This is a genomic window from Haloarcula terrestris (assembly GCF_031624315.1).
Classification (GTDB): Archaea; Halobacteriota; Halobacteria; order Halobacteriales; family Haloarculaceae; genus Haloarcula; species Haloarcula terrestris.
In genome coordinates, this window is the sequence record NZ_JAMQOM010000003.1 from 512,909 (window position 1) to 539,277 (window position 26,369).

The window sequence follows — 26,369 nt, forward strand, 5'->3', positions numbered from 1 at the left end:
CTGTTGGTCGGTACCAGTAAAAATCCACCACACAACCAGTTCGGATCGCCCGCCTGCGACCCGATTCAGCGGTCTCGCTGGCGTCGGAGGCCCTGACGCGTCCACCCGATGACGGCGAGGACTGCAACAACCACACCCACCTGCAGAAGTGAGAAACCGGGACCCTGTGCCGCGGCCGTCCCCCGTTCCTCGCCGTCGGTGACACCGGTTTCAGTCACGGATTGGTTCTCGACTCTGAGCTGGCCCGCGGTGTCGCCGTTGACTCGGACAGTTCCGTTGACCGCCTCGAACTCGGTTTCGACGACCCGCTCTTCATCGGGTTCGAGCGTCACCTGATCCGTCGCCACCGGCTCACCGTCGACTGTCACGGCCAACGTCTCGTTGACCGGCCGCGAACGGGGGTTCGCTACCGTCGTTCGCACGGTCGTGTTGAATCCCGACCGAACCCAGTCAGCCGACAGCGACGCGTCCGCTATCTGGATATCGGTGCTGCCCTGGCCCCCGATAGTGCGTGCCTCATCGGTGCCAGTTTCGGTTTCCGTCCTGAAGCCAGCAGTCCCGTTCTCGGCACCGGTCGCGTTGTCGGCAGGAGCGCCGCCGCCCGCCGTCTCGTTCTCATCGTCGTCTGCTCCCGTGATGTTGTCGAAGATTCCACTGTCGGACTGGGAGTCGTCGCTGTCGTCCGAGTCGCTACTGTCGTCGGAGTCGTCCGAATCATCGGAGTCATCCGAGCCGTCACTGTCATCGTCTGAGTCGTCTGACTCATCGGAGTCGTCGGTATCGCCATCATCGTTGGCCTCAAAACCGTCTCCGTTGGAGTCGTCATTGTCGTCAGAACCGTCATCTGCGTCGGTTTCCTCCGGGGTTCCGTTCTCAGTTGTGACAGCATCAGTGGGTTCTTCGGTCTCGGTCGGTTGCGCAGTCTCGGTTGGGTCTTCAGTTTCAGTCGGTTCCTCGGTTTCTGTGGGTTCTGCAGTCTCGGTCGGTTCCGCAGTCTCTTCGATTTCTGTGGGTTCCTCCGTTTCTTCGGTTTCTGTGGGCTCTGCAGTCTCGGTCGGTTCCTCCGTTTCTTCGGTTTCTGTGGGCTCTGCAGTCTCGGTCGGTTCCTCCGTTTCTTCGGTTTCTGTGGGCTCTGCAGTCTCGGTTGGTTCTTCAGTTTCAGTCGGTTCCTCGGTTTCTGTGGGTTCTGCAGTTTCGGTCGGTTCTTCCGTCTCCGTTTCTTCTGCAGTCTCCTCGTCATCCGGTGTGTCCGTCTCGTTGACCTGCTCAAGGGAAGTCCCCGAATAGCGATCAAAGAGAGACGGAGCAGTGGTTCCAGATGTGCTCACTGTGGTGTCTGACAAGCCGTTCTGTGGGCCAGCGTCGGTAGCGACAACGCTGCCGGCAGCGAATACGGACGCGAACGCAACGGTGACAAAAACCACAGCGACGGCAGTACAAAGTGTTCTGGCCTCGCTCATACAGGGGAGTACGCGAGTAAAGGATTAGTTACGCAGCAACCAAACCGTCGGTAAGGTCTTCCTTCTGCCACTGGAGTCGGTCGATTTACCGGAACACGCCAACGGGGCGTTACACTCGGCGACGAAGCCGGACGACACCGGCGACCAGTGCGAGCACGATTGCGACCAACTGGACGGTAAAGCCGGGACCGGACGCGGCGACCGTGTCCTCCGCTGCCTGCGCACCGCCACCGCTTTCGCCCGTCTCATCAGCCCCGTTCTCACCTGTAGCCTGGTTGGAAACGGAGCCGACACGGAGGTCACCGGCACTGACGCCGTTGACCGCGACGGACCCCTCGACGGCCTCGAACTCCATCGCCACTGTCGTCTGTTCACCGGCGTCAAGCTGGACGGTCCGGGAGGCAACCGGGCTGCCGTCGACAGTGACCGTCAGCGTCTGCTCGACGGCCTCGTCGGTCGGGTTCTCGACCGTCGCCCGCGCCGACGTGTTGAAGCCAGCACGGACCCAGTCGGCCGTCAGGGACGCGTCAGTTACCGAGACCGCCGTCGGAGCAGTCGAGGGCGTAGCTGTCGCCGTCAGGGTCGACTCTACAGCCATCGGCGAGACGACAGCGATAGTCGAGAGACGCGGTGATGTGGCCCGAATGGAGTCGTTCGTCGTGGTGACGGTACTGGGGAGCTGATTCCAGGTCCCGTTGTGGTACTGGTACACCCGGACGGCGTCCATCGATCCGTTGGCCGGCAGTGAGGACTCGTTGAGCCGCAAGGTGTAGGTCGCCCGACTGATGTCGGAGGCGTTTGCGCCGGACGTGACAGTTACGTACCCGCGCACGCCGTCTTCCGGCACAGCGGCCATATCGTTCGACGTGGCGTGTGGCCCAAGCATCGTCGTGTTGAACCCATTGCTCTCGTTGGTCACGTTGAGCGAGAGTCCGGCGAGCGTAAACGCCGGCGCGGTCTCGGACGGGCCAGAGCGGTTCAGCGACTGGGAGACTGTCGAGTTCGCGGCGTCAGCAGTCACGCGGACAGTCACGCCGTTGCTGATCTCGGACTGTGAAATCGCGGGCGGTGCCGCGCCGCCCCCGGCGTCATCGGTCTCGTCTGACTCGTCGGCGTCGTTACTGTTGAATCCACCACCGCCACCACCACCGCCACCACTGCTTTCAGCCTCGACGGAGAGAGTGCCAGCAGTGACATTCCCGACAGTGAGCGACCGGTCGCCGGCGTCGTCGAAGGAGATGCTGAACGTGACAGTCTCAGTCTGACCGCCCGCAATCGGGCCGACAGTGCGTTCCTTGACAACCTGGCCGTCTGCTAGCAATTCGGCCTGGTAGGTGCCGTTCTCCGTACCGACGTTTGCGATTGTCGCCGTCACGTCCGTCGAGTCGCCTTCGTCGACAGAAGCACTGCTCAGTTGTGCGCTCTCTACCTCGAAAGTTGCTGGCTGGGTGACCATGACGGTCCCGCCGGCATTGCCGTTGACCGACATGTCGTACTCGCCGCCGCTCTCGAAGACGTGGACAAAGGTAACTTCGGTCTGCTCGCCGCCCGACAGCGTGACGTTCGTCGTGTTCACGATTTCGTCGTTAGCCTGGAGTCGAACCTGGGATTCTCCCTCCTGGTCACCGTTGTTCACGACGGTTGCGGTCACTTCGAGGGCATCACCTGCCCGGGCCGCTGTCCGGTTCAGTTCGATGGATCCCGTGTCGAAGGTGGCCGGCTCTTTGACCGTGACCGTGCCGGCCCGTTCGCCCGCGACAGCAACCGCGTAGTTTCCGCTGGCGTTGAAGGTGTGTCCGTACGTTATCTCGGTCGACTCACCGCCGGCCAGGGTCACCGCTTGGGTCTCGACGACGGAGTTCGCAACGGCGAACTCCGCCTGGTACGTTCCCTCTCGGTCACCGGTGTTCGTGACGGTTGCACTGATTTCGACGGCCCCGCCCTCGGTAACGGTCTCGCTCCCGACCTGCGCGTTGGTGATGTCGAACGTCGCTGGTTCGGTGACCGTCACGCTGGCTCCGAACTGGTTGTCGACGGCGATGTCCCGGGTCCCCGCTTCGCTAAATGACTGGACGAACGTGACCGTCGTCGACTCACCGCCGCTAAGCGTCACGGACTGCGTGTCTATCGTGTTGCCGTCCTCCTGTAGCCGTACGTCCGCAGTGCCTTCGTCGTCGCCCTCGTTTCGGACCGTCGCCGTGACGGCTATCGGCTCGCCTGTAGCGACAGCAGTCCGGTTTATTTCTACCGTTGTCGTCTCGAAGGTCGCCGGCTCGGATACCTGAACGGTACCGATGCGCTCACCGTCGAGGCCGATAGCATAGTTTCCGACGGCATTGAACGACTGGGTGAACGAGACCGTCGTCGATTCGTCAGGACCGAGTTCCACCTCGGTCGTGTCGACCTCCTCGTCAGACACCGTCAGCGGCACCTCGTAGGTCCCCGCCCGGTCACCGGTGTTCGTCACGGTGGCAGTCACCTCGATACTGTCGCCCTCACCGACGGCCCTCGAACTCAATGCCCGGTCGGACACCTCGAAGGACGCCGGCTGTTCGACCGTAATCGTCTCGGTTTCGCCGCCGACCGAAAACGCGAACTCGCCGGTTTCTTCGAACGTATGGACGTACGTGTCGGTCCCTGACTCGCCCGGACCGAGGTCGAAGGAGACGGCGCTGACAGAGTCCCCAGCAACGGAGACGAAGATCTCTCGTTGTCCAGACACGATTCCCGTGTTCTCCGCAGTGACGGACAGTTCAACGGCCCCGCCTTCGGCGACTGTCGTCGTATTCCACTCGGCCTCGGTCACCTGAATGGTGGGCTGGCCGACGACCAGCGTGCCGGCGGACTCACCGTTGACCGTCACCTCGTGCTCGCCGTCGTCAATGTAGCCGCCGTCACCGGTTTCCAGCACGTAGGTGGTGGTAACGTTCCGCGTCGCACCAGCCTCGACAGTCACCTCGTCAGTGTCGGTGACCGTCACGTCCCGGCCACCGACCGCGACAGTTATCGGGACTGTCTCCGCCGCCCCGCCCGTGTTCTCGAAGGCGACCCACAGCTGGGGCTGTGGCGTTTGCATCTGTGCTGTATCGACTCGCGTGTCGATCAGGCCGGCGTCCTGCACCTGGACATCCGGCGGTCCGGCTCCACCGCCGTCCTGCGCTTCGACCGTAATGGTCTGTGTCTCTTCGGCAGTACCGAACTCGTATTCGCCGCTTTCCTCGAACGTGTACACGTACGTATCCGTCCCGGATTCGCCGGGTCCGAGGTCGAAGGACACCCCGCCGGCGGACTGCCCGTCAACGGAGGTGACGATGTCCCGCTGTCCAGCAACGGCTCCGGTGTTCTCCGCAGTGACGGTCAGTTCGACGGCACCGCCTTCGCTGACTGTCGTCGTGTTCCAGGAGTGATCCGTGATAGTGATGTTCGGCTCGCCGACGACCAGCGTCCCGGCGGGTTCACCGTTGACCGTCACCTCGTGCTCGCCGTCGTCGATGTAGCCGCCGTCACCGGTTTCCAGCACGTAGGTGGTGGTGACGTTCCTGGTATCACCAGCCTCGACAGTCACCTCGTCGGTGCCGATGACCGTCACTTCGCGTCCGCCGACTGCGACAGTTATCGGGACATCTCCGGCTGCATCACCCGTGTTCTCGAAGGTGACCCACAGCTGGGGTTGCGGCGTTGGATTCTGCCCCGTATCAGCGCGTGTGTCTATCAGGCCGGCATCCGCTACCTGAATGTCCGGTCCCTCGACCGTCTCCGTTCCGTGATTGGACGCCGCCGCGACACCCGGTCCGACCATCGGTGTCGACACCGCAACCACAGCCAGTACCATCATCGCTGTCAACCACAGGCCCGTAATCTTACCCATGGGTGGGCCGAAGATAGTATCATAATTAGTTAGCAGGATTGAATCACTGAGTAAGGTTATATTATCCCGCGTAACGTCCGCTATCGGCGGTTCTCGTCTAATAAGGGCCGAACCCATGCATTACCAGTAATGGCCAATTCTCCGGAGTGATTCTGCCAGGCCGGAGCGTGGCTATACGTATAGTGAGTTAAACGAGTCCAATTCTTTCAATTGCGCCAGGTTGTCCGTCACGCAACGAAAGAGTGCTTGAATCGGACTCCCAAAACAGGCGTCACAGACCTACAAAACTGATGCTGTCATACTACACACCCGGATGGTGGAACGAAGTAAACTCCCAATTTGGAGGGCTATGAGAGACGTTTGCTCACGTACGGCCCGTCCTGCTTGTATCCCAGTTTCTCCCGGTAGTACTGCCGGACACCGATGCCGGAGATGACGGCCAGTTTCGGGAACCCGGCGTCCCGGGCCAGTGCTTCCGCTTTTTCCAGCAGTTTCTTGCCGTAGCCCTTGTGCTGGTGGTCCCCATCAGCGCCCTCTTGTCCGACGCCGACGGCGTTACCGTAGACGTGGAGTTCGCGGACGATTGCGGCGTCCTGTAACTCTCGGCGAACCGGGTCGTTCGGGAAGCGAAGCCGACAGAAGCCGACGAGCACGTCGTTGTCGAAGTCCTCGAAGGAGATGAAGTGTTCCGTGCCGCCACAGGCCTCGTAGGTCATCACGTCGAGTTCGATGTTCTCGGCGGTTTCGTCGCTGTGGCCGGCCTCCCGACAGCGGATGCAGTCACACGTCCAGTCGTGTTCTTCCATCCGTTTCCAGGCGAGCTGGCGGAGATTGGACTTCCAGACGCCGCCTTCGATGAAGTCAGCCGGAATGTCCCGCTGGACGCGCTGGAGGCGCGTATAGCGGGGAATCATGTCCTTGATCTCAGCGACCAGCTCGGCAGCCTCGTCGTTGTCAAGCGGGTCGAACTCGTCGTTGCGCCACCAGTCGTAGGTGACCGTGCCCTCGACGATAAGCGTCGGATAGATCTTGAGGTAGTCCGGCCGCCAGTCCGTCTCCGCGAAGATGCGCCGGAAGTCCTCTAAACACATCTCCTTGGACATTCCGGGCTGGCCCGGCATCATGTGAAAGCCGACCTTGAACCCCGAATCGCGCAGCCGGCGGTTCGCGTCGATAGAAGCCTGGACACCGTGGCCGCGGTGCATCTCGCGGTTGATCCGCTCGAAGGTCGTCTGGACGCCCACCTCGACTTTCGTCCCGCCGAGGTCGAGCATCCGGTCGATCTGTTCGGGGTCACACCAGTCGGGCTTTGTCTCGAACGTCGTCGCGACGTTCCGAACGGCAGCGGTTTCGTTCTCCGTGATAACGTCTTCCAGATAGCGGAATTCGTAGTCGTCCTCAGCGAAGCTCACGTCCTCGGCGGGCGTCGGCTCCGCGTCGACATCGAAGTCGTTCATCGCCTCTAACGCTCGCTTGACGAACCACTCCTGGTAGTCGTGGCTCCGGGCGGTCATCGTCCCGCCCATCACGATGAGTTCGGCCTTGTCGACAGGGTGGCCGATCTCTCGCAGCTGGTTCAGCCGGAGGGTGACCTGCCCGTAGGGGTCGTAGTCGTTCTGCTCACCGCGTGCGGCCGCAGGCTCGTGGCCGGTGTAGGACTGGGCGGAGGAGAACTCCGAATCCGGGCCGCCGGGACAGTACAGGCACTTCCCGTGGGGACACCGCTCGGGCGAGGTCATGATCGCAATCGGGGACACGCCCGAGGCCGTCCGTACGGGCTTGCGCTGGAGGACTTCCTCCAGTACCTCGCGGTGTTCCTGTGGCGCGTAATCGAGCAGCTCGGAGTTTTTCGGCACTTTCGGCGCGGAGTACTCCCGGCACACGTCGATCTTGGCCGACTCAACGTCGTCGCGCTCGACCTCGCCTGCGAGAATCCGGTCGACCAGCTCCGCACACACCTGCTGGAAGGTCTCTGTCTCGTCTGGGTCCGGCGTCTCCGTGCTCATCGGCGTTGTGCGAAATCGGCGTTTCGCCCGAATAAGCGTGTCGCTCGGGTATCGTCAGCGACGGGACGGCCGTGGGGTTCATTGTGCTGTCGTACCAAACACGGGCTATGAGTAGTGAACCGGACGAAGCCGACCATCTCGACCGGCCGACGTTCCGCGGCTGCGTGTTCTGTTACAGCGCGGAGTGGGCGTACTACGGTGCGAAGAAGGCGACCAGGGCCGTCTCAGCGAGTGATACGTAGCGGGACCAGAGTTGCAGCTATAGTAGCCATTGCAAATCAATGCACACCTGATCGCACGACAGCAGTGCGATCGGTGTGTAAATAGGCTCAATTGTTACTATAGTGCGCAACTGAAAACAGCCTGTAGGCTGTCAGATCGCGCCCTCCGATGTCTGGCCTCGTTATTTCGGGTGATACTGTCGGCGAGTATGTGTGTTTGAACGCAGCGTGTGGGTGCATATATACAGTAGTTGTAGACGGCAGACTGTGTTGGATCTAAGGGCGGCAGTACGTCCTCTCCGTATATATTGGCTATGGCCACTGCAATTCAAGGAGTGATAATCTGTGCGGAAGGGTTAATTTGTGCTACTCAAACCATGGGTACATATGGCGCAGCCACCGGGAAATGTCGAGAAAGCAACAGATAGTAGTCCAAGCCCAGTTGAGCGGCTAGAAAGTTTCGTCTCCTATATTCCGGATGGCTCGACAATCCCGGACAAACAGTGGCGCAACCGACATCGGAGTGTGGTGCTCGTGACATTGCTACATATCCCATTTCTGTTCGGGCTTGGCATCTACACTGGGTCTACTCCGATAGCTGAAGCACAAATCCCTGCTACCGCACTGCCCCGGATACTCTTACTCTGTGGGGTTGTGTTCGCCCTGTCTGCTGGGAGCCTCATCGGTCGGTTCAGGCGACGTATCAGAACCATCCTCTCAGTCACAGCGGTGTTCGTGTCGTCGCTGGCTCTTGTCCAGTTCTCGGGGGGCTATATCGAAGCGCATTTTCATTTCTTCGTCGGGATGGCGATTGTTGCCGTCTACGAGGACTGGGTCCCGTTCCTGTGGGGACTGGGGTATGTCGTTCTCACCCACGGCTACTTCGGAACCATCGACCCGAGCCGCGTCTACAATCACACAGCGGCGATTAACAACCCATGGGTATGGGGGCTTATCCACGGTGGGTTCGTCCTGATGTTGTGTGTCGCCCTCGTGAACAACTGGGTGTCGACCGAGCGGTCACGCGAGAAATCCCGCGAGCGGTTTGAACAAGCCGAACAGCGTGCCTCGGAGATTGATGATCTCCAAGCCAAGCAAGAGGAGATAGAACGGAAACGCACCGAGGCGAAGGAAGCACGTGAGAAGGCGGAGGAAAAAATGCAGGAAGTCGAGCGGCAGAACACTGAAATTCAGGAAACGGCGAGTAGATTCAACGAGGCTATGGCGGCCGCTGCCGACGGCGACCTGACGGTTCGTGTCGACCCCGACGCGGCCGACAACGAAGCGATGGCACGGATCGCTGCGTCGTTCAACAAGATGATGACGGAGACGGAGTCGGCGATGGAGGAGATACAGACGTTCTCACAGGAAGTCGCCACCACGAGCGATCAGGTGACGGCCGGTGCCGGCGAGGCGACGGAGGCCAGCGAGGAGATGAGCGACTCGATTCAGGGCATCGCCGGCGAGGCGGCCGAACAGCGGGAGATGCTCGAAACTGTCTCCGGCGAGATGACCGACCTCTCGGCGACGGTCGAAGAAGTCGCCGCATCCGCCGAGACCGTGGCGGAGCGGTCCCGCGAGACAGCCGAGATTTCGGCTGCTGGCGAGGAGACGGCACAGGAAGCCATCGAGGGGTCCCGAGAGGTCCAGACGGCGATCGATTCGACCGTCGAGAACGTGGAGCGGCTGGACGAGAAGATGGCCGAAATCGGCGACATCGTCGAGCTCATCGGCGACATCGCCGAGCAGACGAATATGCTCGCGCTGAACGCCAACATTGAGGCCGCACGTGCCGGCAACGGGTCGGGCGGTGACGGGTTCGCCGTCGTCGCCGACGAGGTCAAGCAGTTGGCCGAGGAGACCCAGGCCTCGGCGACCGAAATCGAACAGCTCATCACGGAAACCCAGGCACAGACCGAAACCGCAGTTTCGGAGGCACGGGAGGCCAAACAGGACATGCGAGAAAGCACCGACGCAATCGAGGCCGTCGTCGATACGTTCACGCAAGTGGCTGAAAACGCCGAGGCGACCGATAGCGGCATTCAGGAGATCAGCGACACGACCGACGATCAGGCCGCCACGACCGAGGAGGCGGTGTCGATGGTCGAGGAGGCCGTAGACATCAGCGAGGCGACCGCCGCGGAGACCGAAACCGCCTCCGCAACCGCACAGGAACAGGCCGCGTCCATGTCGCAGGTCAGCGCTAGCATCGAATCGCTGGCCGAGCAGTCCGAGCGGCTCCAGGCGATGCTGTCGGAGTTCGAGGTCAGCGGCCGGTAGCTCACTCGTCCCAGTACTCTTTTTCGGCAGTTATATCGAGATACGTCGACAGCGTCCGGTCAGCTTTCTCGCCGCCCGGCGGTGACCCGGCGTACAGCCCGACCATGTCTCGGTCGGGGTAGACGGTGATATCCGGTTCGTCCATCGTCGAGACCATCAACAGCCGCAGTTCGGAGTCGCCGGCTTCGATCTCGTGGGCACTCTCCTCGCCGGCCGGGAGCGCGACGTAATCGCCCGGTTCGAGCGCGTGTTCCTCGGCGTCGGGACCGAGCCGGAGCGTCCCGGTCCCGCTCTGGACGAATATCGCTTCCTCGTTGCCCTCGTGGTAGTGGCGCACCCAGAGCCGCTTGCCCGGTGGGACGGCATAGAGGCTCGCGCCGAGTTGCTCGCCGCCGGCGGCGTCGCCCAGTTGCTTGCGCCTGAACGTCCGGTCGCCGTGCTCGTGGTCGGTCCAGTCCAGTTCGGCTTCGTTGACGGGGCCGTCGCTCATGCCCGGTCAGACAGTCGGCGGTGAGAAAAATCCCCTGCGTTACAGCTCTTCGGCCAGCACGTCGAGGGTGGCCTCGAGGACGGCCGGTCGCTCGCCGGCCAGGTATCGAATAGTGCCCTCACGGACGCTCCGCGTTGCGACGCCGCCTTCCGGCACGCGCTCGCTGACTTCGCTCACTAGGTCGTGGAGATTCACGTCGCCGTCGGCGCGGACGTACATCGTGTCCGTCGAGATGCCGAGCACGGCGTCGCTCTCGTCGCGGATGTCGCGGTGGAGTTCATCGAGGAGGAGCGATTCCGGCGGGAACTCGTACTGGTGGGTGAAGGCGTCGGTGTCGAGGACGGCGATGTCCACGCCGTCCACGTTTCGGTGGTCCAGATTCGCGCGGGCGGTCGACACTTCTTCGTCGACCTTCTCGCGGAACTGCTCGGCGATGTGGCCGGCCAGGCCGCCCACGTCCTCCTCGTCGTCGCCGAACACGAGATCAGTGATGAGCTCTCGCTTGTCCTCGTAGGACTGGTAGTGGGCTTCGAGCGCGACGGCTTCGCGGAGTTCCGACACCGCGGTCTCGTCGTAGCCGGCCTCGCTGGCGGCCTCGACGTACGGCTCGGGGATGTCCTCCCAGAAACTCACGGCCGGGAGGTGTCCCAGGTCGTCGCGAACGTCCTCGTTGACGTGTGCGGCGACGTTGGCCGCGAGCGCCGTCGAGGTCGTCTCGGACACGGCGTCGGCCGAGGGCGAGACGACGGCGTCGACCGTATCGACGACCGCGCCGTCAACATCGATGTCGTCGATGACAACGCTTGGCGCGCCGTAAACGTTCAGCAGATCGAAGCCGTCGAGGCTCTCGCGCGTGCCGCCGGCGGCGACGAAGACGAACAGCGGGAGCTTCTCCTCGTGGCGCTCCCGGTTGTCGAGCATCGTCGTCGTGTCCTTTGTGGCGTCGTCCATGTCGTAGACGCCGCCCTCGATGGGTCGGCGGTCGAAGTAGTGGTACTTCGCGTCGGCGCGGCGGTGCTGGTCGGTGACCAGCGGGAGCGCGGCCCGTTCGAGCGCGCTGCCGGCGAGGTAGCCGTCCGCGGTGTTGGCGTGGCGGACGATGACCGGTCGGTCGGTCAGCACTGCCTTCCGGATCTGTGTCGCCGCTTCGACCAGCTCCTCGGAGAGGTCCGCGACCGCCGTATCGTCGGCGAGCGGTTCGACCGTGTCAGGTCGGGCCTCGTCGTCGAGGGCGTCGGCGAGTCGCTGTTCGACCTCCTCGCGCTCCTCGGCTTCGAGGACATCGAGTTCCTCGGTCTCGACTTGCAGTTCACCGCGTCGCTCGCGGACTTCGCCGTCCAGTCGGACGTAGTCGTCTTCCTCGACTTCGGGGTAGGCACGGACGCCGGCCTCGACGAAAGCCGCACAGTCGACCGTTCCGGTCTCGTCTTGCAGTTCGAACACCGTCGGGCCGGAGGTCTGTCGGATGCCGACGACTTCGCCTTCCAGCCGAACGTCCGCACCGACGTGGTCGTCGAGGTCGCCGATAGCTGCGGCGACCGGTTCGGCTGCGGTCGCTTCGGCGGTCTGGTCCTCGCTTTCCTCGCTCTCTGCGTCGCTTTCTTCGTCGGACTCAGTGACGACAGCGGTGTTCGACCCGCCGTCGTTGCCGCCGACGGCCGCAGTGCCTTCGACGCGGTCGGCGTCGCCGGCCCGGCTGACAGTGCCGGCACTCGCGGTACTCTCGGCGTCAGACTGGGACGTGCCGTCGTCGTCGTCCGAACTCGATTCCTCGTTGCTCTGCTGTGTGGACTCGTCGGCTGACGGTTCGGACTCCGCCTCGTTGGAGCCGTCGTTGGACTGGTCCTCGTCATCGTCGTCTTCGTTCTCAAGCAGGACGGAGTGGCCGATTTCCGGGTCGTCGACGAGGACGCCGCGGAACTCGCGTTCGGACTGGCGGATCGACCAGCCGAGGTCGACGTTGCCGTTGTCCCGCACGTTCTTGACCTGGACGTAGACGGTGTCGCCCGGATCCCAGTCGAGGGAATCGAGCCGTTGGTCCAGTTCGCTCCGGTGGAGCAGCCCCGTTACGCTGTCGCCGATATCGACGAAGACGCCGAACTCGGCGAAGCCGTCGACACTGCCGCGGTAGTAGCGGTCGACCGATAGCTGGTCGGCACGAGAGCCGCGGAACTCGAACAGGGCGTCCTCCTCGTGGAGGTCACAGATGCGTCCTTCGACAGATTTGCCGCAGATGATACACGAACCCATTACACGGTGCAAGCATGTCGGGCCTAAAACGGTTGTCGAATTCCGGACGAACTACCGACCGCCGCTAATCGAACATCTCGCTCTCTTCTTCGAGCAGTTCGAGGCCTGCTGCGACTGCTTTCGCCTGTTCCGGGAACAGCGCGACCTCGATTTCGCTCCCCTGTTCGTCTTCGAAGGCGATTTTCACGCGCTTGTCGCCGTATTCGCGAACGTCGACGCCCTCCACGTCGTACATCTTGATGGTCGCCTCCTTGTTCGACGGCCCGACGCTCTTGAACGCCCCGTCTTTGAGTTCCAGCATGAACTGGTCGATGTCGATACTGAGCATCGTGAACAAGCGCACGCGGGCAGACCCTAAAACCCATAGTCCGCGACCAGTACCGAGAGGGCCTGAAAGCCCCGGAAGCCGTAGCCGAAGATGATCGCGGCGGGGACGGCCCCGACGATTGCGGCCACCGGGAGCCGGATGTTGTGGACCACGGCAGTACCTAATAGATAGAGGCCCGCGCCCCAGGCGGTCACGAGCACCCGGACCTCAGCGCTGGGCAGGCCTGCCAACAGACAGGGGGCCATCGCGTAACACAGCACCTGGACGGTCTCGCTCACGCCGCCGCGGTCGGACGCGACGGGAAGCAACAGCAGGGTCTGCAGTGCAGCCGTCAGATGCACTGTCGCCGGCGTGACGAACACGAGGATGGCAAACAGCGCCAGCACCGCGACGCCGGGCGAGAAGCCACCAATAGCGGGGTAGTCGAACGGCCCCATCGAAACGATGCCGCGCTCGGCCAACTGGACGACGGCGTAGCGGCTCATCTCCTCGAAGAGAACGACCGTCGCCGCGAACACCAGCCCCGGAGCCTGATCGCCCGGCGCGACGCCGGTTCGGAAGAACCGCCGCGGGCGGGTGAGTATCTCGACCCACGCGCGCACCAGCGCGGTCGGCCCGCGGTCCCGGCCACCGGTCGGATTCTCGACCCACTGAGTCACGCCGCAATCTTGGGTTCGGGGCGGTTTGACCGTTTCCTTCTGTCTGTCAGCGATCCGCTACAGCACGGTCACGCACAGCGGTCCTCACCGTTAATCATCTGCTCCTGCGAACCGGAAGCTCACGGTTCGGACACGCACGGCGGTCCTCACCGCTAATCTTCCGCTCCGACGTTCTCCGTACTCTCGAAACACGGCGGGTCCGGCTCGATGTTCGCGTACTGGACCGCTTCCTCGCCGAGTTTCGCGACGCGTTTCTCGATGTCGGCGTCGGTTATCCGACCGTCCGCGATGTGATTTCGCGCTTTCGGAACCGCGGCCTGATGGGGAATGACCCAGCAGTTCAGCGCCCGGCAGACCGAGCGGAGGTGTTCGAGCGCAGTGATGGGAAAGCCCCCGCCGGCAACTGCCAGCAACCCAACCGTCTTGTGTTCGAACTCGTCGAAACCGCAGTAGTCGAGCGCGTTCTTCAGCACACCGGAGTACGAGCCGTGGTACACGGGCGTCCCGAGTAGAATCGAATCGGCCGCGTGGATGCTGTCGGCGAAGGCGACGGCGTCGCCGGCCTCGCGCTGGTCGGCGTCGAACACTGGTAGATCGAACTCCCGGAGGTCGAGCAGTTCCGTCGTCGCGCCCATGTCCTCGGCAGCGGCGAGCGCGCGCTCGATGCCGACTCTGGTGTAGCTCTGCTCTCTGAGACTACCGACGACACCGACGACGTGTGGTTCGGTCATGACAGCAGTAACGAATGGTGGCGGTATATTGATGGTGGAGACGAGGCGCGTCGCTGGTCTCGGGTCCGCTGCCGGATTGTCACGACCACGGCGGTCGCTCTGGCCGACGCTCAGTTGTCGTGGTACACGTAGAGGAGGTTCGGATACGGGATGTACGCGACCCGTTCGAGCCCGCCGCTCCCGACCTCCTTCTTCAGATGGACCCCGTTTGACCCCTCGACCACGTCGTGGATGTTCTTGATTTCGGTGCCGTCACTGAGCTCCGCTGTCATGTGAGACATTATGCAGCATACACGCCCTGGTCGTAAAGCACCCCGGCCTGAGAACGGCTGACCGAAAGAGTGGTCGAGATTGCAGTCGCTCACCCACAACTGACTGGAGATAGCGGCTCAGAAACGGATCGGGCGCTCAGGACCCGAGCTGAATCTTCTCGGCGGACGCCTCGCGGGAGCGGTGGCCGAGGTCGGCTTTCAGCGCCTCGATGGCTTCCTCGGGGTCGGTCTCGGAGTTGAAGACGCGGTCGAAGCCAAGCCCCTTGAACGTCTCGCGCGTCTCCTCGAAGGAGTCCTGGCCGACGGCGAGGTTGCCGCCGATGTACGTCGTCACGTCCAGGCCCGCCTCGTCGATTTTCTGCTGGAATCCCTGACAATCCTGCTCGGCGTGGCCGTACAGCGACGAGACGAGTATCGCCTCTGCGTCGTGTTCATCCGCGGCGTCGATGAACTCCGACTGGGACGACTGGACACCGAGGTTGACTACGTTGAACCCGGCCGCTTCGAACGCTCGTTCCAGAATTGTAATCCCAACGACGTGCGCGTCGGAGCCGATGACACCGAGGATGACTGTCCTCATACATGCAGGTCAATGTGTGTCAACTACATAAACCTAATGATAAACCATGATAGATTATGGCAACAGTTCGCACACTCCAAGGGATGGATATTAGCCATGATAGCACAAACCAATCGATAGACACTGCATCAATGGTACACGACTCGTTTCAGCGCCCACCCGAAATCCCGATGAAACACCGTCAGTCGCGTCGGTCGCCACCCCGTGGACGGTCAGGCACCGTCAGAACGCCGTCGCCGTCGACGGACCAGGCATGACGACCATCCGCCGGGCCTTCGACGCGGACGCAGACGGAATCCGTCGGGTCGCTCGGGCGGCGTGGCACAACGCCTACGACTCGCTTGACTCCGAGGTCATCGACGAGACGATTTCGGACTGGTACGCCGACCCGCTCGGGAGCGCACTCCACGGCTGGGCCGGCGGCGTCCCGGCGAACGACCTCGACGCCATTGAGGCGACGCTGTTGGTCGCTGAACAGGACGATGAAGTCATCGGGTTCACCCAGGGGATCACCATGCACACGACGGGGACGATGCTACGGCTGTACGTCCACCCGGACTACCACGGCGAGGGCATCGGGACAGCGCTGTACGACCGACTCGAAGACATCTTTCTGGACCACGGCGTCAAGCAGTTCCGGGCGCTGGACCTGGCGTCGAACGACCGGAGCCGAGAGTTCTTCGAGAATCTCGGCTTCGAACAGACCAACACGCGGACGCTCACCCTCGGTGGCGACCCCTACGACGAAGCCGTCTATTCCCGGGAGCTGTCGCCGGACAGCAGCGAGTAGCGCGAGCAACACGTGCCCGGCTCAGATGCCGCTAATCGTCTCGATGAGACCCACGGATTCGAGAGTCATCCAGCCGACGAACACCACGTACAGGCCAAACAGCGTGTACGCTTCCCGGTCTGAGAGTTCGAGGTCCGTCCGGATGAATATGAGGAACACGAGCGTCGCAAAGCCCAGGAAGCCCATCGTCGGAATCGCGACGCGGAAATCGATTATCGCCTCTCCGGCAAGGAGGACGCCGACAGGAATCGCCACGAGGAGATTGAACGTGTTGCTCCCCAGCACGTTCGTCAGGCTGGTGATGCTGTCGTCGTTTTTCGCCGCCCGGATACTGACGAACGCATCCGGGAGGCTCGTTCCCGCGGCGATGACGGTCAGCCCCCAGAGGAACGGCGGCGTGTCGAAGATGACGCCCAGCGAGAGCGCGCCCTGCACCATCACCTCGACGCCGATGGTGATGACGAGAAGCCCGACACCGAGCAAACCCCACTCACGACTCGGCCGGATGTTGTGGGTCTCGTCCGCGACGTGCTCACTGGCGTCTTGCTGGTGTAGGAAGACGTAGATACCGTAGGTTATGAGCGGAATGGCGGCGAGCGTCGGCGTCAGAATAGCGGCCCGGTTGGTGCCGCCCGGGACGTAGGTCGCTCCGAGCGCGAACACGATAAACAGGATAAGGATGCTGATGACGTAGAACTGGGCGTCCTTGTGGACGATGTCGCGCGTGGATCGGAGCTCTTCGCTCGATAGCGCCGCGAGAGCGGGAATCACGAGGAGATTGAAGATCGCGCTCCCGACGATGGCCCCGACGCCGAGCGAGAACTCGTCGTGAACGACGGTGCTGATAACGACGGAACTGATCTCCGGAAAACTCGACCCGACGGCGACGACGATGGCCCCGTGAACTGCGACTGGCAGCCCGTAGTACTTGCTCAGCCGTTCCGCGGCCTGCTCAAAGTACGCACTCCCCTTCCAGATGACACCGGTCGCAATGACGACGAGGACAATCGAGCCCAGCAGCCCAGCCATTGCGGTTGTATTGGCCACAGGGACTCAAGTGTGTGTTCAACTGGCGATCACCGTTGCAGGCACGCGACTGTCTCGCCGTCGGAATAGCGTCCACTCCGTCGTCAAATACAGCAGCACCGGCTCGTTCTGTGACCGAAATCACGCCCAGTCGTGGTTCTCTATGCCCTCATAATGTTTGAGCCGACTATCGATCTCCCATTTCTCCCAGTTACATTCGTGATAGAGAACATCAGCGAGCTGTCCGAAATTACTTTTACTCAATTCGATTCCTCTGTTCCCACGGTACGTAATGTAGGGCTCACTTCGGAGGTCATCATAGACATCGCGCGCAGTCGGGTAGTCGTCACCGATAGCCGAAAGGCTAAGAAGGTCCTCCTTCGCTATCGGTGTTCCCCACTTGTGTTTCGCAATCATCGTCGCCAAGAGGGCACATTTCACCGACGGCTTTTCCATACCGAGCAGTCGAATGGTCAACACATAAATACTGTTAATCGCTGTTAACAGGAGTGGAAACCTTTATTCACATTCGTGGGTTGAACAGTGTATGAGCAGTCCGGAGCATGCGGACGGCGACCGCGAACAAAAGAAGGCACTCCGCAAGAACCACCCCAGCGGGTGGCTCCATCTCACACAGCACGACGCGGTTCCGATTCTCGTCGACGCGTTGCTCGACCTGCCGCCGAACCGGGAGTTCAACAAAACCGAATTTGCGGACCACGCGGGCGTTACGCGCCAGACCGTCGGCAACTACACTGACCTGCTGCTCGAAGTCGAACTCATCGAGGAAGTCCCAGACACGTCTCCACGCCGATACCAGGTCGCAGACAGCGATGTTGTTCGGGAACTGTTCGAGCTGAATAGTGCACTCAACAACGTGGGCGAATAATTCGCTTTTCAGATGGCCCGGTATCGCAATGGATCGTCGCCGGTGTCGGAATTTTACTTCTGAAGACGAGCAGTCGCACCATCGCCTCCGTCGTCAATTTCGACTAACCCATCGTCTGCGAGGTCGTCCAGCAGCCCCCGAAGCCACTCCCGGCCGTACTCTCCCTGGGGAGCGTAGTCCACGCGCACACGCGGCCCCAGCTGGTCCAGCCGGAGTTCGTCGTACTCCTTGAGCGCCGAGATGACGCGCCCGCGCATCTGGCGGCGGCTCCCCTCGAACTCGGGCTGGGTCGGCACGTCCGGCGCGGTGAAATCGCCCGTCTCGTAGGCCGAACACCACTCGCGCCAGGGGCACTGCGCGCCATCGCAGTCCGGCGTCTTCTCGCAGGCGACGCCGCCCAGTTCCATGATGGCGTTGTTCCAGACACGGGACTGGCCCTCTGGCATGAGCGCGCTCGCGGCCGACTCGAACGCCGAATCGTCGTCAGGCACGTCGAATGCGCGGTACAGCACCCGTTTGACGTTCGTATCGACGACGGCGTTCCCGTTGTTGAACGCGAAGGAGGCGACGGCGTTAGCGGTGTAGGGGCCGACGCCCATCAGCTCGCTGAGGCCGTCCGGGTCGCGGGGCCACTCGCCGTCGTAGTCTTCTACAACTTGACCCGCGGCCTCGTGGAGGTACTTCGCGCGGTTGTTGTAGCCCAGCGAGTGGCTGGTCCAGAAGCCCACGACATCGGCGCGGTCGGCCTCAGCCAGGGTCGCCGCGGTGGGCCAGCGGTCCAGGAAGTCTTCCCAGGCGTCGACGACCCGGTCCAGCTGGGTCTGCTGGCTCATCACCTCGGAGACGAGAATCTCGTAGGGGTCGGTCGTCTCCCGCCACGGGTACGAGCGGTGGTCCGCTTCGTACCACGCCACGAGCGCGTCCTGGACGGCCGACGGGTCCGCGGGCAGGCTCCCCGGCTGGTCCGTTGCTGCCGACTGGTCGGTCATACCTCTCTTTTGCCCTGTCCCGATTTGTGCGTGGCGGTCAGTCGCCGGCCGATGAACTGCCCCATTCGAACTCGGTCCCGTACCAGTCCGGCTCGTCGTCGCTGAACACGTCCGCGAACACGAACATCGCTCCGTCAGGGTAGGTCGTGTCGACGTACAGTCGCCAGCCGTGGGCCTCCGCGATGGTCTTGACGATAGAGAGCCCGAGACCGGTCCCGTCCTCGCTCGTCGTGTGCCCGTACGCGAAGATGTCGTCGACTTCCTCAGTCGGAATCCCCGGGCCGTCATCGGCGACATAGAAGCCGTGGTCCGTCAGTCCGACAGTGACTGTCACGTCCGAGCCGACGTGGTCGAGGGAGTTGCGAAACAGGTTCTCGAAGGCCCGCAGGAGCCGCGTCCGGTCGGCGGCGATAGTTCGACTGCCAGTGAGTTCGATGCTGGCGTTCTTGTTGTCGATGTTGTCCCACGCCTCCGTGACGACGCCCTCAAGCGGCACCGGGGCCGTCTCCTCGACGCTTGCACCCTTTCTCGTCAGCGTCAACACGTCGTCGATGATCGACTCGATGCGGTCGTGTGCGTCCTCCAGTTTCTCGATGTGGGTCTGGAGGTCGTCCGGGTCCGCTTCAGGGTCCGACAGCCGCGTCGCGAGCAGTTCGACGTGGCCGCGGGCGACCGTCAGCGGGTTCCGGAGATCGTGGCTCAGCGTGGACGCGAACTCGTCGAGCCGTTCATTCTGCCGTTCGAGTTCGCGGCTCGACCGCTCTGCCTCCTCACGGGCCGCCTGGGCCTGCTGGATCTGGTTCCGCAGCGTATCCCGCATATTTCCGAACGAGTCGTACAGTCGCCCGAACTCGTCCTGGCGGTTCGTCGAGAGGTCGACACCGAGGTCGCCCTGTTCCATCGCCTGCGTCCGGTCACGGAGCCGAACCAGGGGCCGAATCGTATGCCGTCCGAGAAGATATCCCGTGACGCCCAGTACGACGACCGCCGTGCCGACGACACCGGCAAACCCCCAGCGAATGAGCCGGGTCGTCCCGTAAAGGGACTGTGTCGTCGTACCCGTCATCACCACCCACGACGTGCCGTCGACCGGCGTGTACGCTGCGACGCGGCCCTCGGTTTCGACCGTCGTCGTCCGGCCCGCGGCGGCGGCCCTGACACCGTCCTGACTGATAGGCTGCGAGCCGGTCTGCTCCCCGATGATCGGCTCGCCATCCCCGGTGAGTATGTGTGTCTCGAACCCGTCACGTTCGTCCTGGAATCGGTCAGACGAGACTGGCGCGACGAGGACGATAGCACCGTCGTCAGCGGAGACGGGAGCGACGAACGCCATCGAAGCGCCGTCACCGTCCGCGTAGGGTGTCGAAGTCGCCACTGTCCCAGTGTCGGCCGCGTCCATCGCCGTCGCAATCGGGGCCTCCCACGCGGATTCGACCGCTGACGGGGACTGTCCCTCTAGAGAGCCCTCAGTGCTGGCGACGATTGTCTGCGTCCCCTCCACCGTCGAAACGTAATGGAGTGACCGGTACTGTGACGACTCCGCCGTGGTAACCGACGCAAGATACTGCCTGATTTCCGTGGTTGTTCCGGTGTTGTACACCTGCGCGGCCGCGATAGTGACGGCGTCCGCCTCGGTCGTCGCCCGCCACTGCTCGATAGCGCTGGCCTGGTACGTAGCCGACGCTTCGAGGTCCGCGATCCCGTCGCCGACGACACGGTCCTGTACCTGTATGTAGCTGACAAAGCCGACGGCCGCGAGTATGACGACGATCACCGCGAGCGCGACAGCGACTTTTGCCGCGTAGTTTCGCGTGAACACCCCCGGAAGCAGGCCGTGCAACCGCTCAGTCACGCCGTCACGCTGTTTTGACGCCGCTGTCTCGTCCCCACCACCTGTCATTATCTGATTGAACCCCGGTAATCAACCGCTATCCTCCGTTATGTATGGTCCGTGATATAATTTATCATATTTTAGAATGGCGAGCCACCATATTCGAAAAGCGGTCCGAAACGAGTCGTAAGGGGTTTCCTCGCGCTTGTCGTCCCTTATGGTATGAGCCTCGACGATCTACAGGATGATATCGAAGCGGCCTACGGCGACTTCGACGACGAGTTCGAGCTATCGCTCGACCGTGAGACGCAAAACGAACTCGCGATGCTGTCCGTTGCGCTGGATCCCGACGACCCGGACGAACTCGTTCGACGCGCGGTCCACATGCTGTTTCAGTCGACTGTCGACCGCGGGACACTGGATTTCCACCTCCGGTCGAGTTACGACTGCACGTACGACGAGTATCTCTCGGGGATGACCTTCGATCAGATGACCGGGAACGACTTCCCACAGCCCAAGGACAACGACGACCGACGTTACCAGTTCTAAAGCAAGAGTCCGAGCGCAAGCACGGTTGCGACGCCCAGAACCACCGAACTCCAGAACGCCACGCGTGAGGCGAACGCGCGGTTCGGTCCCGGGGCCGTCAACGCCGCTTTGACCATGATGCTGGCGGCCGTCGCGGTCAGAATGGCGAACATCGCCGTCGGCCCGTCGATAGCACCGCCACGGTACAGCAACACGGCGGAGGTTGTCGCGCCAGCGCTGGAAACCAGGCCGCTGAGTGCCGACGTGATGTAGAGTCCGGCGGTTCCGAACTGCGTCTCCGCGAAGCCGCCGGCGACCACGACCAGCAGAAACACCCCGCCGAAGGCCAGTGCGTTCCGCAGCGAAAAGGGGCTTTCGAGACCCATTTCGACTGTTTCTGACCAGTCAGCGGTGTACGCGGCGACGGCGATGCTCCCGACGATGACGGCCCCAAGTGGGACGACTGCCTCGACAAGAATCCCGCGTTCGATGGTGAAGAACACGGTAATGAGCAGGTTCCGAAGCGCCATTGCCGCGTCGGCCAGCAAAATTGCGGCCACCGCGTACGAGGTCGCGTCGGGCCGCTGTCGGACGTGGTCGATCATCGTCCCGACCACCGCCGTCGACGACGCGAGGCCGCCGAAAAAGCCGGTGACTGCGATGCCGCGACCACCGTAGGTCTGGACGATGGCGTAGTTGACGATGCCGATACCGGCGACGAACACGACCATCAGCCAGATGACCCGTAACTCCACTGCGATATCCAGCAGCCCGCCGGGGATCTCGACCGGCTCCGAGGGGAGCAGCGGGAAGATGACGAAGGCGATGATGGCGAACTCCGTCGCCGACCGCAGTTCCTCGCGGGAGAGTTCCCACGCCAGCGAGTGGAGTTCCCGCTTGAGCACCAGTAGCAGCGACGAGAAGACGGCGACGGAGACGCCTTCGAGGATGAACCCCTGTGCGACGAGCGCGCCGACGCCGTAGGCGACGAGCATCGACACGGACGTGGTCAGCGACAGCCCCTCGCCGTCTTCCCCATCGAGGAGTCCCTGGACCGCGAGCAATACGCCCTGGACGATGACCAGGACGCCGCCGACCACGAGCAGTGCCTGGCTCTCGACCAGCGTGAACACCGCCGCAAGTAGGCTGATCAGTGCGAACGTCCGGATACCGGCCGACTTCTGTGACCACTCCCGCTCCAGTCCCAGGAACATTCCGAGTGCCCCTGCAAGCAGGATGCGAAGCACCGTCGTCTGAATCGACGCCGGGGACAGTTGCAGGAGGGTCGACATAACTGCGATAGGACAGGCGTGGCCTAAAGTGTCGGGTCCGGCGGTACAAAGCGACGTTATGGACACGGCTACGGGTCAAACGACAGGCTCGGCACGAGCGGCACTTCGACTCGTTATAGATCGACGTACTGATCTTCCCACTCGCGGCGGGCGTCGATTTCGCGGCGGCCGCGGCGCGTGAGCGTGTAGAAGTTCGTCCGACGGTCGCGCTGTCCCTTCTCGACTAACCCTTTGTCGACAAGCGTATCGAGGTTCGGATAGAGACGGCCGTGGTGGATCTCCTTCTCGTAGTACGCTTCAAGTTCCTCCTTGATAGCTAAGCCGTGGGGTTCCTCCCTGCCAGCGATCACGTAGAGCAGATCACGCTGGAATCCTGTCAAGTCGTGCATCGGTTTCTCGTATGTAATGGTTTAGTATCTATACTGTTAAATATATCGGCCCAGAGAACTTGGCGTGTTTTCGATCTTCTGGGGTCTCGAATTTACCCCACTTACCCACCTCAATCTGCCAGAACCATATTTCAAAAATACAGTCAGTATTGCATCATTCTTCGGAAACTGATGGCAATAGTATTATTTGTCAGTACAACCCATAGTCTGTATGGTAGAGACAGTCCTCTTCGAAAACGAGCAAGTACTCGACCGAAGCGCCGTCGCCGACTACCTCCGAACCCTGGCCGACTCGCTGGACGAGGGCTCGGAGATCACGCTTTCCGCGGGGAGTCAAGAAGCTACGTTCGAACCGCCGGCGCAGGTCGAATTTGAGGTGAAAGCTGAGCGCGAAGGCCCGGAAAACGGCGATGGCGAGTTGAGTATCGAGGTCGAACTGGAATGGCCCGAGAACGCGACGGACACGGACCTCTCTATCGAGTGAGCCGTCGCGTCCAGTAGCGCATTTCCGATACCGGAGAAGTCACTCTTCTTCAGTTGTTTCCAGCGAAGTAAGTGGAAAGCGGTCGCGGAAAACGCGACCGCTTGCCGCCCTGAATTGGTCCCCGCTGACGCTTCGGCCCTCCAAGCGAAGCGTCACTTGGTCGAATGGGGCAGAATAACTTAAAAGTACCGGCCCCGTCCAGCAGATGTTAGTTTTCGAAATAGAAACAAATGTAAGTCGCAACTAACTCAGATGTGTTCTTCCTCGAGTACCCACCCGAGTGCCCGCTTGTAGTGGGTGAACATCATCCGAACCCGTTCGTGGTTCATCTCCTCGTCGTTTAGCTGGTCGGTGAGGAACTCGTACTGCTCGCGGATTTCGTCTTCAGAGCGCATGCCTTCCCGTAGGCAGGCCTCGCGGAACAATCTTGAGGGCGGCCCTCCCAGCATCTGGTATGAAAGTTCGCGGGGAGCGCGAGTGCCAGGACTGTGGCACGCGCTGGCGGTACTACGAGACGGGGAGCATCGCCTGTCCGGACTGTGGCAGCATCCACAGCGTTGGCATCGACGAGCAAACCGAACACACCGACGCACCGGCCACCCTCGACCTAACGCCGGTTCGGAGCCGTATCGACGCTGATTCGACCCGGGAAATCGCGGACGCGGCTGCGGAACACTGCCGGGAGTACACCCGAAAGCGCGGGTTCATCGACGCGGGCGAGCTTCGCCCGCTGACCGAGACGTACGTGGCCGCGGTTGAACTCCAGCACGTCGGCGCGCACCTCTCCCGAGAGATGCGTGTTAGCGACCCCACAGAGCGGTATTTCTACGAACTACTGGGCGGGGCCGACGACGGTGACCGGCCGGCTGTTGAGGAGGTCCCGGCAGACCTCAGAGCCCCCTTCGGCCTGGCGATGGCCGCCGCCGTCGAGAACTACCAGCGCGACGTGCGGACGTATCTGGACGACACTCCGGACCCCACCGCACGACAGCTCTCCGGGCGGATACGCGACCACCGGAAGCGGATCGAGGCGCTGGACGGCGATGTCGACCCAGCCGACGCGAACCGGCTGGTCCACGCGACGCGGGACCTGGGATCGTACATCACCGGCGACGAGAGCGCCTTCGTCAGGGCCGAAAACTGGCTCGCCGGGATTGGGGACGGCGCCGTCTGAACCGCTACCGGAGCCGTCGCAAGAGTGATTCGTCCAAGCAGTCGTCCGGAATCGAATCCCGCCACGCGACGGTCTCTATCGCCTCGTCGGCAAGTCCGGGGTCTGACGCGAGTGTCGTCGACGCAGGCGTACCACGGTAGGTCCCGAAAAAGAACGTCGCCTCGCACCCGCCGTCGGTCACTGTGACCTCGGTGACGGCGGCCAGCTCGTCGACCGCGATGTCGACGCCAGTCTCCTCGCACACCTCGCGTCGCACCGCTTCCTCGCGCGTCTCCCCAGCTTCCACGCCACCGCCCGGGAGCTTCCAGACCTCGTCCTCGTAGACAAACAGCATCCGGGCCGCCGCGTCAGTGACGAGCGCGCCAACCGCCCAGTTGCGGCCGCGGTCGGCTCGGGCGCGGACCCCATCGACGCCCGCCGCGTCGGTCTCGCGGGTCATTCGCCGGGTGAGCACGTCACGGTCCTCGAAGGCCGCAAGTTCCGGCATTCAGGGGAGGTCGATGTCGATGTCGTGTTGCAGACCGGTCGCTTTCACCGTGTTGTACAGCAACATCGCGCGGGTCATCGGGCCGACGCCGCCGGGGACCGGCGTGATTGCACCCGCGACCTCCTTCGCGCTTTCGTACTCCACATCGCCGACCAGTTCGTATCCCTTCTCAGTGTCGGCCTCGACACGGTTGATACCCACGTCGATGACCGTCGCGCCCTCCCCAATCATCTCGCCGTCGATCATCTCCGGGACGCCGGCCGCGGCGACGAGGATATCGGCGTTGCGTGTCCGCTCGGCGAGGTTCTCGGTGCGTGAGTGACACACCGTCGTCGTCGCGTTGCCGCCCGGTGCCTTCTGGATGAGCAGGTTTGCCATCGGCTTGCCGACGATGTCAGAGCGGCCGACGACGACGGCATCCTTGCCCTCGGTGTCGACGCCCGCGCTCTCGATGAGCTTCTGGATACCGTGGGGCGTACAGGGCTTGTAACGGGCGTTACCGGCCACGAGGCGACCGACGTTCTCCGGGTGGAAGCCGTCGACATCTTTCATCGGGTCGATAGCTCGCAGGACCTCCCTGTCCTCGACGTGGTCCGGGACGGGCATCTGGACCAGGATGCCGTTGACATCGTCGTCGGCGTTGAGGTCCTCGATGGTGTCGTACAGTTCGGCGGCGTCCGCGTCGGGGTCGATGTCGATGTCGATGGCCTCGATACCGACCTCCTCGCAGTCGTCCTGTTTCATCGAGACGTACGTCTCGCTGGCCGGGTCCTCGGACATCAGGACCGTCGCCAGCGACGGGCGCTGGCCCGCGTCGGCGAGGCGGTCGATAGACGCGACCAGATCGTCACGGATCGACTGGGCGACGGCGTTGCCGTCGATGATCTCTGTCATTAGGTACAACGGCGAAGCGGGGCGGTATGAACGTCCCGGATTCTGCTCGGACGGTGCCATCAGGGTATACGTTCATGTTGTCAGCCATCCATTGCGTCCCATGGTTGTCCGACGCCTTCTGGGTCTGCTCGTCAGCGAAACGAACAGAGAATCGAGCCGAAAAGTCAGGCGAACCCGGCGCAATGCCGTCGAAATCGTCACCCACCCGTTTCGGACGCTCTACTCTATCGTGTTCATGACGCTACTGTTCGGCGTTCTCTACACGATATTCTACGACAGCGGAGCGATCGCGGCCGTCGACGCTGCGGAGGGGGACGCGGTTGCGATGGCACTGGCGTTCCTGCCGCCGCTCCCCGTCCTCGCGCTCATCGCCGTCGCGATGGCGGTTCTGGTCCCGTTCACGATGCTGTTCAGGGGCGTCAGCGACGAAAATCGGTATTACCGGTAAAAC

At 62.5% G+C, this 26,369-nt stretch carries 27 protein-coding genes; 8 read left to right on the top strand and 19 right to left on the bottom strand.

The window, feature by feature from the left end; translation table 11 throughout:
- Positions 1 to 65 precede the first annotated feature (65 nt).
- From NDI54_RS09695 to NDI54_RS09705, 3 genes are all read right to left on the bottom strand, one after another.
- The gene (locus tag NDI54_RS09695) at positions 66 to 1,460 is read right to left on the bottom strand and encodes a hypothetical protein (protein WP_310896245.1); all 1,395 of its coding nucleotides are present in this window, start codon (positions 1,458 to 1,460) and stop codon (positions 66 to 68) included.
- Positions 1,461 to 1,569: 109 nt separating this feature from the next.
- Positions 1,570 to 5,328 (bottom strand): CARDB domain-containing protein, encoded by a 3,759-nt coding sequence (locus tag NDI54_RS09700; protein ID WP_310896246.1) that lies wholly within the window; start codon positions 5,326 to 5,328, stop codon positions 1,570 to 1,572.
- A gap of 347 nt (positions 5,329 to 5,675) precedes the next feature.
- Positions 5,676 to 7,334 carry a tRNA uridine(34) 5-carboxymethylaminomethyl modification radical SAM/GNAT enzyme Elp3 gene (locus NDI54_RS09705; RefSeq protein ID WP_310896247.1) on the bottom strand — a complete coding sequence of 553 codons (1,659 nt, stop codon included), beginning with the start codon at positions 7,332 to 7,334 and terminating at the stop codon, positions 5,676 to 5,678.
- A 107-nt stretch (positions 7,335 to 7,441) separates the two neighbouring features.
- Here NDI54_RS09705 and NDI54_RS09710 point away from each other — a divergent pair, with 107 nt between their 5' ends.
- Both NDI54_RS09710 and NDI54_RS09715 read left to right on the top strand, forming a co-directional pair.
- A complete protein-coding gene (locus NDI54_RS09710; protein WP_310896248.1) occupies positions 7,442 to 7,576 on the top strand; it encodes a hypothetical protein in 135 nt (44 codons plus the stop codon).
- A gap of 366 nt (positions 7,577 to 7,942) precedes the next feature.
- Positions 7,943 to 9,835, top strand: a complete 1,893-nt coding sequence (locus tag NDI54_RS09715) for a methyl-accepting chemotaxis protein (RefSeq protein ID WP_310896249.1) — start codon at positions 7,943 to 7,945, stop codon at positions 9,833 to 9,835.
- A gap of 1 nt (position 9,836) precedes the next feature.
- On the opposite strand, the gene NDI54_RS09720 is transcribed toward NDI54_RS09715, so the two are convergent.
- The 7 genes from NDI54_RS09720 to glmS all read right to left on the bottom strand — a co-directional run bounded on the left by NDI54_RS09720 (position 9,837) and on the right by glmS (position 15,145).
- Complete coding sequence (locus NDI54_RS09720) at positions 9,837 to 10,325, bottom strand: cupin domain-containing protein (protein ID WP_310896250.1); 489 nt, start codon at positions 10,323 to 10,325, stop codon at positions 9,837 to 9,839.
- Positions 10,326 to 10,364: 39 nt separating this feature from the next.
- Entirely contained in the window at positions 10,365 to 12,575 is a 2,211-nt protein-coding gene (locus tag NDI54_RS09725) for a DHH family phosphoesterase (RefSeq protein WP_310896251.1), read from the bottom strand.
- Between the two features lie 64 nt (positions 12,576 to 12,639).
- The gene (locus NDI54_RS09730; protein ID WP_310896252.1) at positions 12,640 to 12,903 is read right to left on the bottom strand and encodes a hypothetical protein; all 264 of its coding nucleotides are present in this window, start codon (positions 12,901 to 12,903) and stop codon (positions 12,640 to 12,642) included.
- A 26-nt stretch (positions 12,904 to 12,929) separates the two neighbouring features.
- Entirely contained in the window at positions 12,930 to 13,562 is a 633-nt protein-coding gene (locus NDI54_RS09735; RefSeq protein WP_310896253.1) for a YIP1 family protein, read from the bottom strand.
- 152 nt (positions 13,563 to 13,714) lie between these two features.
- Positions 13,715 to 14,293 (bottom strand): NADPH-dependent FMN reductase, encoded by a 579-nt coding sequence (locus NDI54_RS09740; protein ID WP_310896254.1) that lies wholly within the window; start codon positions 14,291 to 14,293, stop codon positions 13,715 to 13,717.
- Positions 14,294 to 14,403: 110 nt separating this feature from the next.
- Entirely contained in the window at positions 14,404 to 14,574 is a 171-nt protein-coding gene (locus NDI54_RS09745; protein ID WP_004518074.1) for a hypothetical protein, read from the bottom strand.
- 127 nt (positions 14,575 to 14,701) lie between these two features.
- Entirely contained in the window at positions 14,702 to 15,145 is a 444-nt protein-coding gene (gene glmS / locus NDI54_RS09750; protein ID WP_310896255.1) for a methylaspartate mutase subunit S, read from the bottom strand.
- A 253-nt stretch (positions 15,146 to 15,398) separates the two neighbouring features.
- On the opposite strand from glmS, the gene NDI54_RS09755 reads away from it, so the two are divergent.
- Complete coding sequence (locus NDI54_RS09755; protein WP_310896256.1) at positions 15,399 to 15,935, top strand: GNAT family N-acetyltransferase; 537 nt, start codon at positions 15,399 to 15,401, stop codon at positions 15,933 to 15,935.
- A gap of 21 nt (positions 15,936 to 15,956) precedes the next feature.
- On the opposite strand, the gene NDI54_RS09760 is transcribed toward NDI54_RS09755, so the two are convergent.
- Positions 15,957 to 16,964: a sodium:calcium antiporter gene (locus tag NDI54_RS09760; RefSeq protein WP_310896257.1), complete on the bottom strand. Its 1,008-nt coding sequence runs from the start codon at positions 16,962 to 16,964 to the stop codon at positions 15,957 to 15,959.
- A gap of 138 nt (positions 16,965 to 17,102) precedes the next feature.
- Positions 17,103 to 17,417 (bottom strand): hypothetical protein, encoded by a 315-nt coding sequence (locus NDI54_RS09765; protein WP_310896258.1) that lies wholly within the window; start codon positions 17,415 to 17,417, stop codon positions 17,103 to 17,105.
- A gap of 91 nt (positions 17,418 to 17,508) precedes the next feature.
- On the opposite strand from NDI54_RS09765, the gene NDI54_RS09770 reads away from it, so the two are divergent.
- A complete protein-coding gene (locus NDI54_RS09770) occupies positions 17,509 to 17,850 on the top strand; it encodes a hypothetical protein (protein WP_310896259.1) in 342 nt (113 codons plus the stop codon).
- Positions 17,851 to 17,903: 53 nt separating this feature from the next.
- Here the strand turns inward: NDI54_RS09770 and NDI54_RS09775 are convergent, their stop codons facing one another.
- Positions 17,904 to 18,839, bottom strand: coding sequence for an A/G-specific adenine glycosylase (locus tag NDI54_RS09775; RefSeq protein WP_310896260.1), 936 nt, complete (start codon positions 18,837 to 18,839; stop codon positions 17,904 to 17,906).
- A gap of 37 nt (positions 18,840 to 18,876) precedes the next feature.
- The gene (locus NDI54_RS09780) at positions 18,877 to 20,739 is read right to left on the bottom strand and encodes a HAMP domain-containing sensor histidine kinase (RefSeq protein WP_310896261.1); all 1,863 of its coding nucleotides are present in this window, start codon (positions 20,737 to 20,739) and stop codon (positions 18,877 to 18,879) included.
- Positions 20,740 to 20,892: 153 nt separating this feature from the next.
- Here NDI54_RS09780 and NDI54_RS09785 point away from each other — a divergent pair, with 153 nt between their 5' ends.
- Positions 20,893 to 21,219 carry a hypothetical protein gene (locus NDI54_RS09785; protein ID WP_310896262.1) on the top strand — a complete coding sequence of 109 codons (327 nt, stop codon included), beginning with the start codon at positions 20,893 to 20,895 and terminating at the stop codon, positions 21,217 to 21,219.
- Here the strand turns inward: NDI54_RS09785 and NDI54_RS09790 are convergent.
- Positions 21,216 to 22,490: an MgtC/SapB family protein gene (locus NDI54_RS09790; protein WP_310896263.1), complete on the bottom strand. Its 1,275-nt coding sequence runs from the start codon at positions 22,488 to 22,490 to the stop codon at positions 21,216 to 21,218. The two genes, NDI54_RS09785 and NDI54_RS09790, sit on opposite strands and share 4 nt — an antisense overlap.
- Before the next feature lie 113 nt (positions 22,491 to 22,603).
- Positions 22,604 to 22,879 carry a PadR family transcriptional regulator gene (locus NDI54_RS09795; RefSeq protein ID WP_004518082.1) on the bottom strand — a complete coding sequence of 92 codons (276 nt, stop codon included), beginning with the start codon at positions 22,877 to 22,879 and terminating at the stop codon, positions 22,604 to 22,606.
- A gap of 211 nt (positions 22,880 to 23,090) precedes the next feature.
- Here NDI54_RS09795 and NDI54_RS09800 point away from each other — a divergent pair, with 211 nt between their 5' ends.
- Positions 23,091 to 23,363, top strand: a complete 273-nt coding sequence (locus NDI54_RS09800) for an amphi-Trp domain-containing protein (RefSeq protein ID WP_310896264.1) — start codon at positions 23,091 to 23,093, stop codon at positions 23,361 to 23,363.
- A gap of 248 nt (positions 23,364 to 23,611) precedes the next feature.
- On the opposite strand, the gene NDI54_RS09805 is transcribed toward NDI54_RS09800, so the two are convergent.
- The gene (locus tag NDI54_RS09805; protein WP_200830802.1) at positions 23,612 to 23,758 is read right to left on the bottom strand and encodes a hypothetical protein; all 147 of its coding nucleotides are present in this window, start codon (positions 23,756 to 23,758) and stop codon (positions 23,612 to 23,614) included.
- A 59-nt stretch (positions 23,759 to 23,817) separates the two neighbouring features.
- Here NDI54_RS09805 and NDI54_RS09810 point away from each other — a divergent pair, with 59 nt between their 5' ends.
- Complete coding sequence (locus NDI54_RS09810) at positions 23,818 to 24,537, top strand: DUF7117 family protein (RefSeq protein ID WP_310896265.1); 720 nt, start codon at positions 23,818 to 23,820, stop codon at positions 24,535 to 24,537.
- 4 nt (positions 24,538 to 24,541) lie between these two features.
- Here NDI54_RS09810 and NDI54_RS09815 read toward each other — a convergent pair whose 3' ends face one another.
- Both NDI54_RS09815 and NDI54_RS09820 read right to left on the bottom strand, forming a co-directional pair.
- Complete coding sequence (locus NDI54_RS09815) at positions 24,542 to 25,024, bottom strand: NUDIX hydrolase (protein ID WP_310896266.1); 483 nt, start codon at positions 25,022 to 25,024, stop codon at positions 24,542 to 24,544.
- The gene (locus NDI54_RS09820; RefSeq protein WP_310896267.1) at positions 25,025 to 25,918 is read right to left on the bottom strand and encodes a bifunctional methylenetetrahydrofolate dehydrogenase/methenyltetrahydrofolate cyclohydrolase; all 894 of its coding nucleotides are present in this window, start codon (positions 25,916 to 25,918) and stop codon (positions 25,025 to 25,027) included.
- Positions 25,919 to 26,018: 100 nt separating this feature from the next.
- On the opposite strand from NDI54_RS09820, the gene NDI54_RS09825 reads away from it, so the two are divergent.
- On the top strand, positions 26,019 to 26,366 hold the full coding sequence (locus NDI54_RS09825; RefSeq protein ID WP_310896268.1) for a hypothetical protein: 348 nt from the start codon (positions 26,019 to 26,021) through the stop codon (positions 26,364 to 26,366).
- The last annotated feature ends 3 nt before the right edge of the window (positions 26,367 to 26,369 follow it).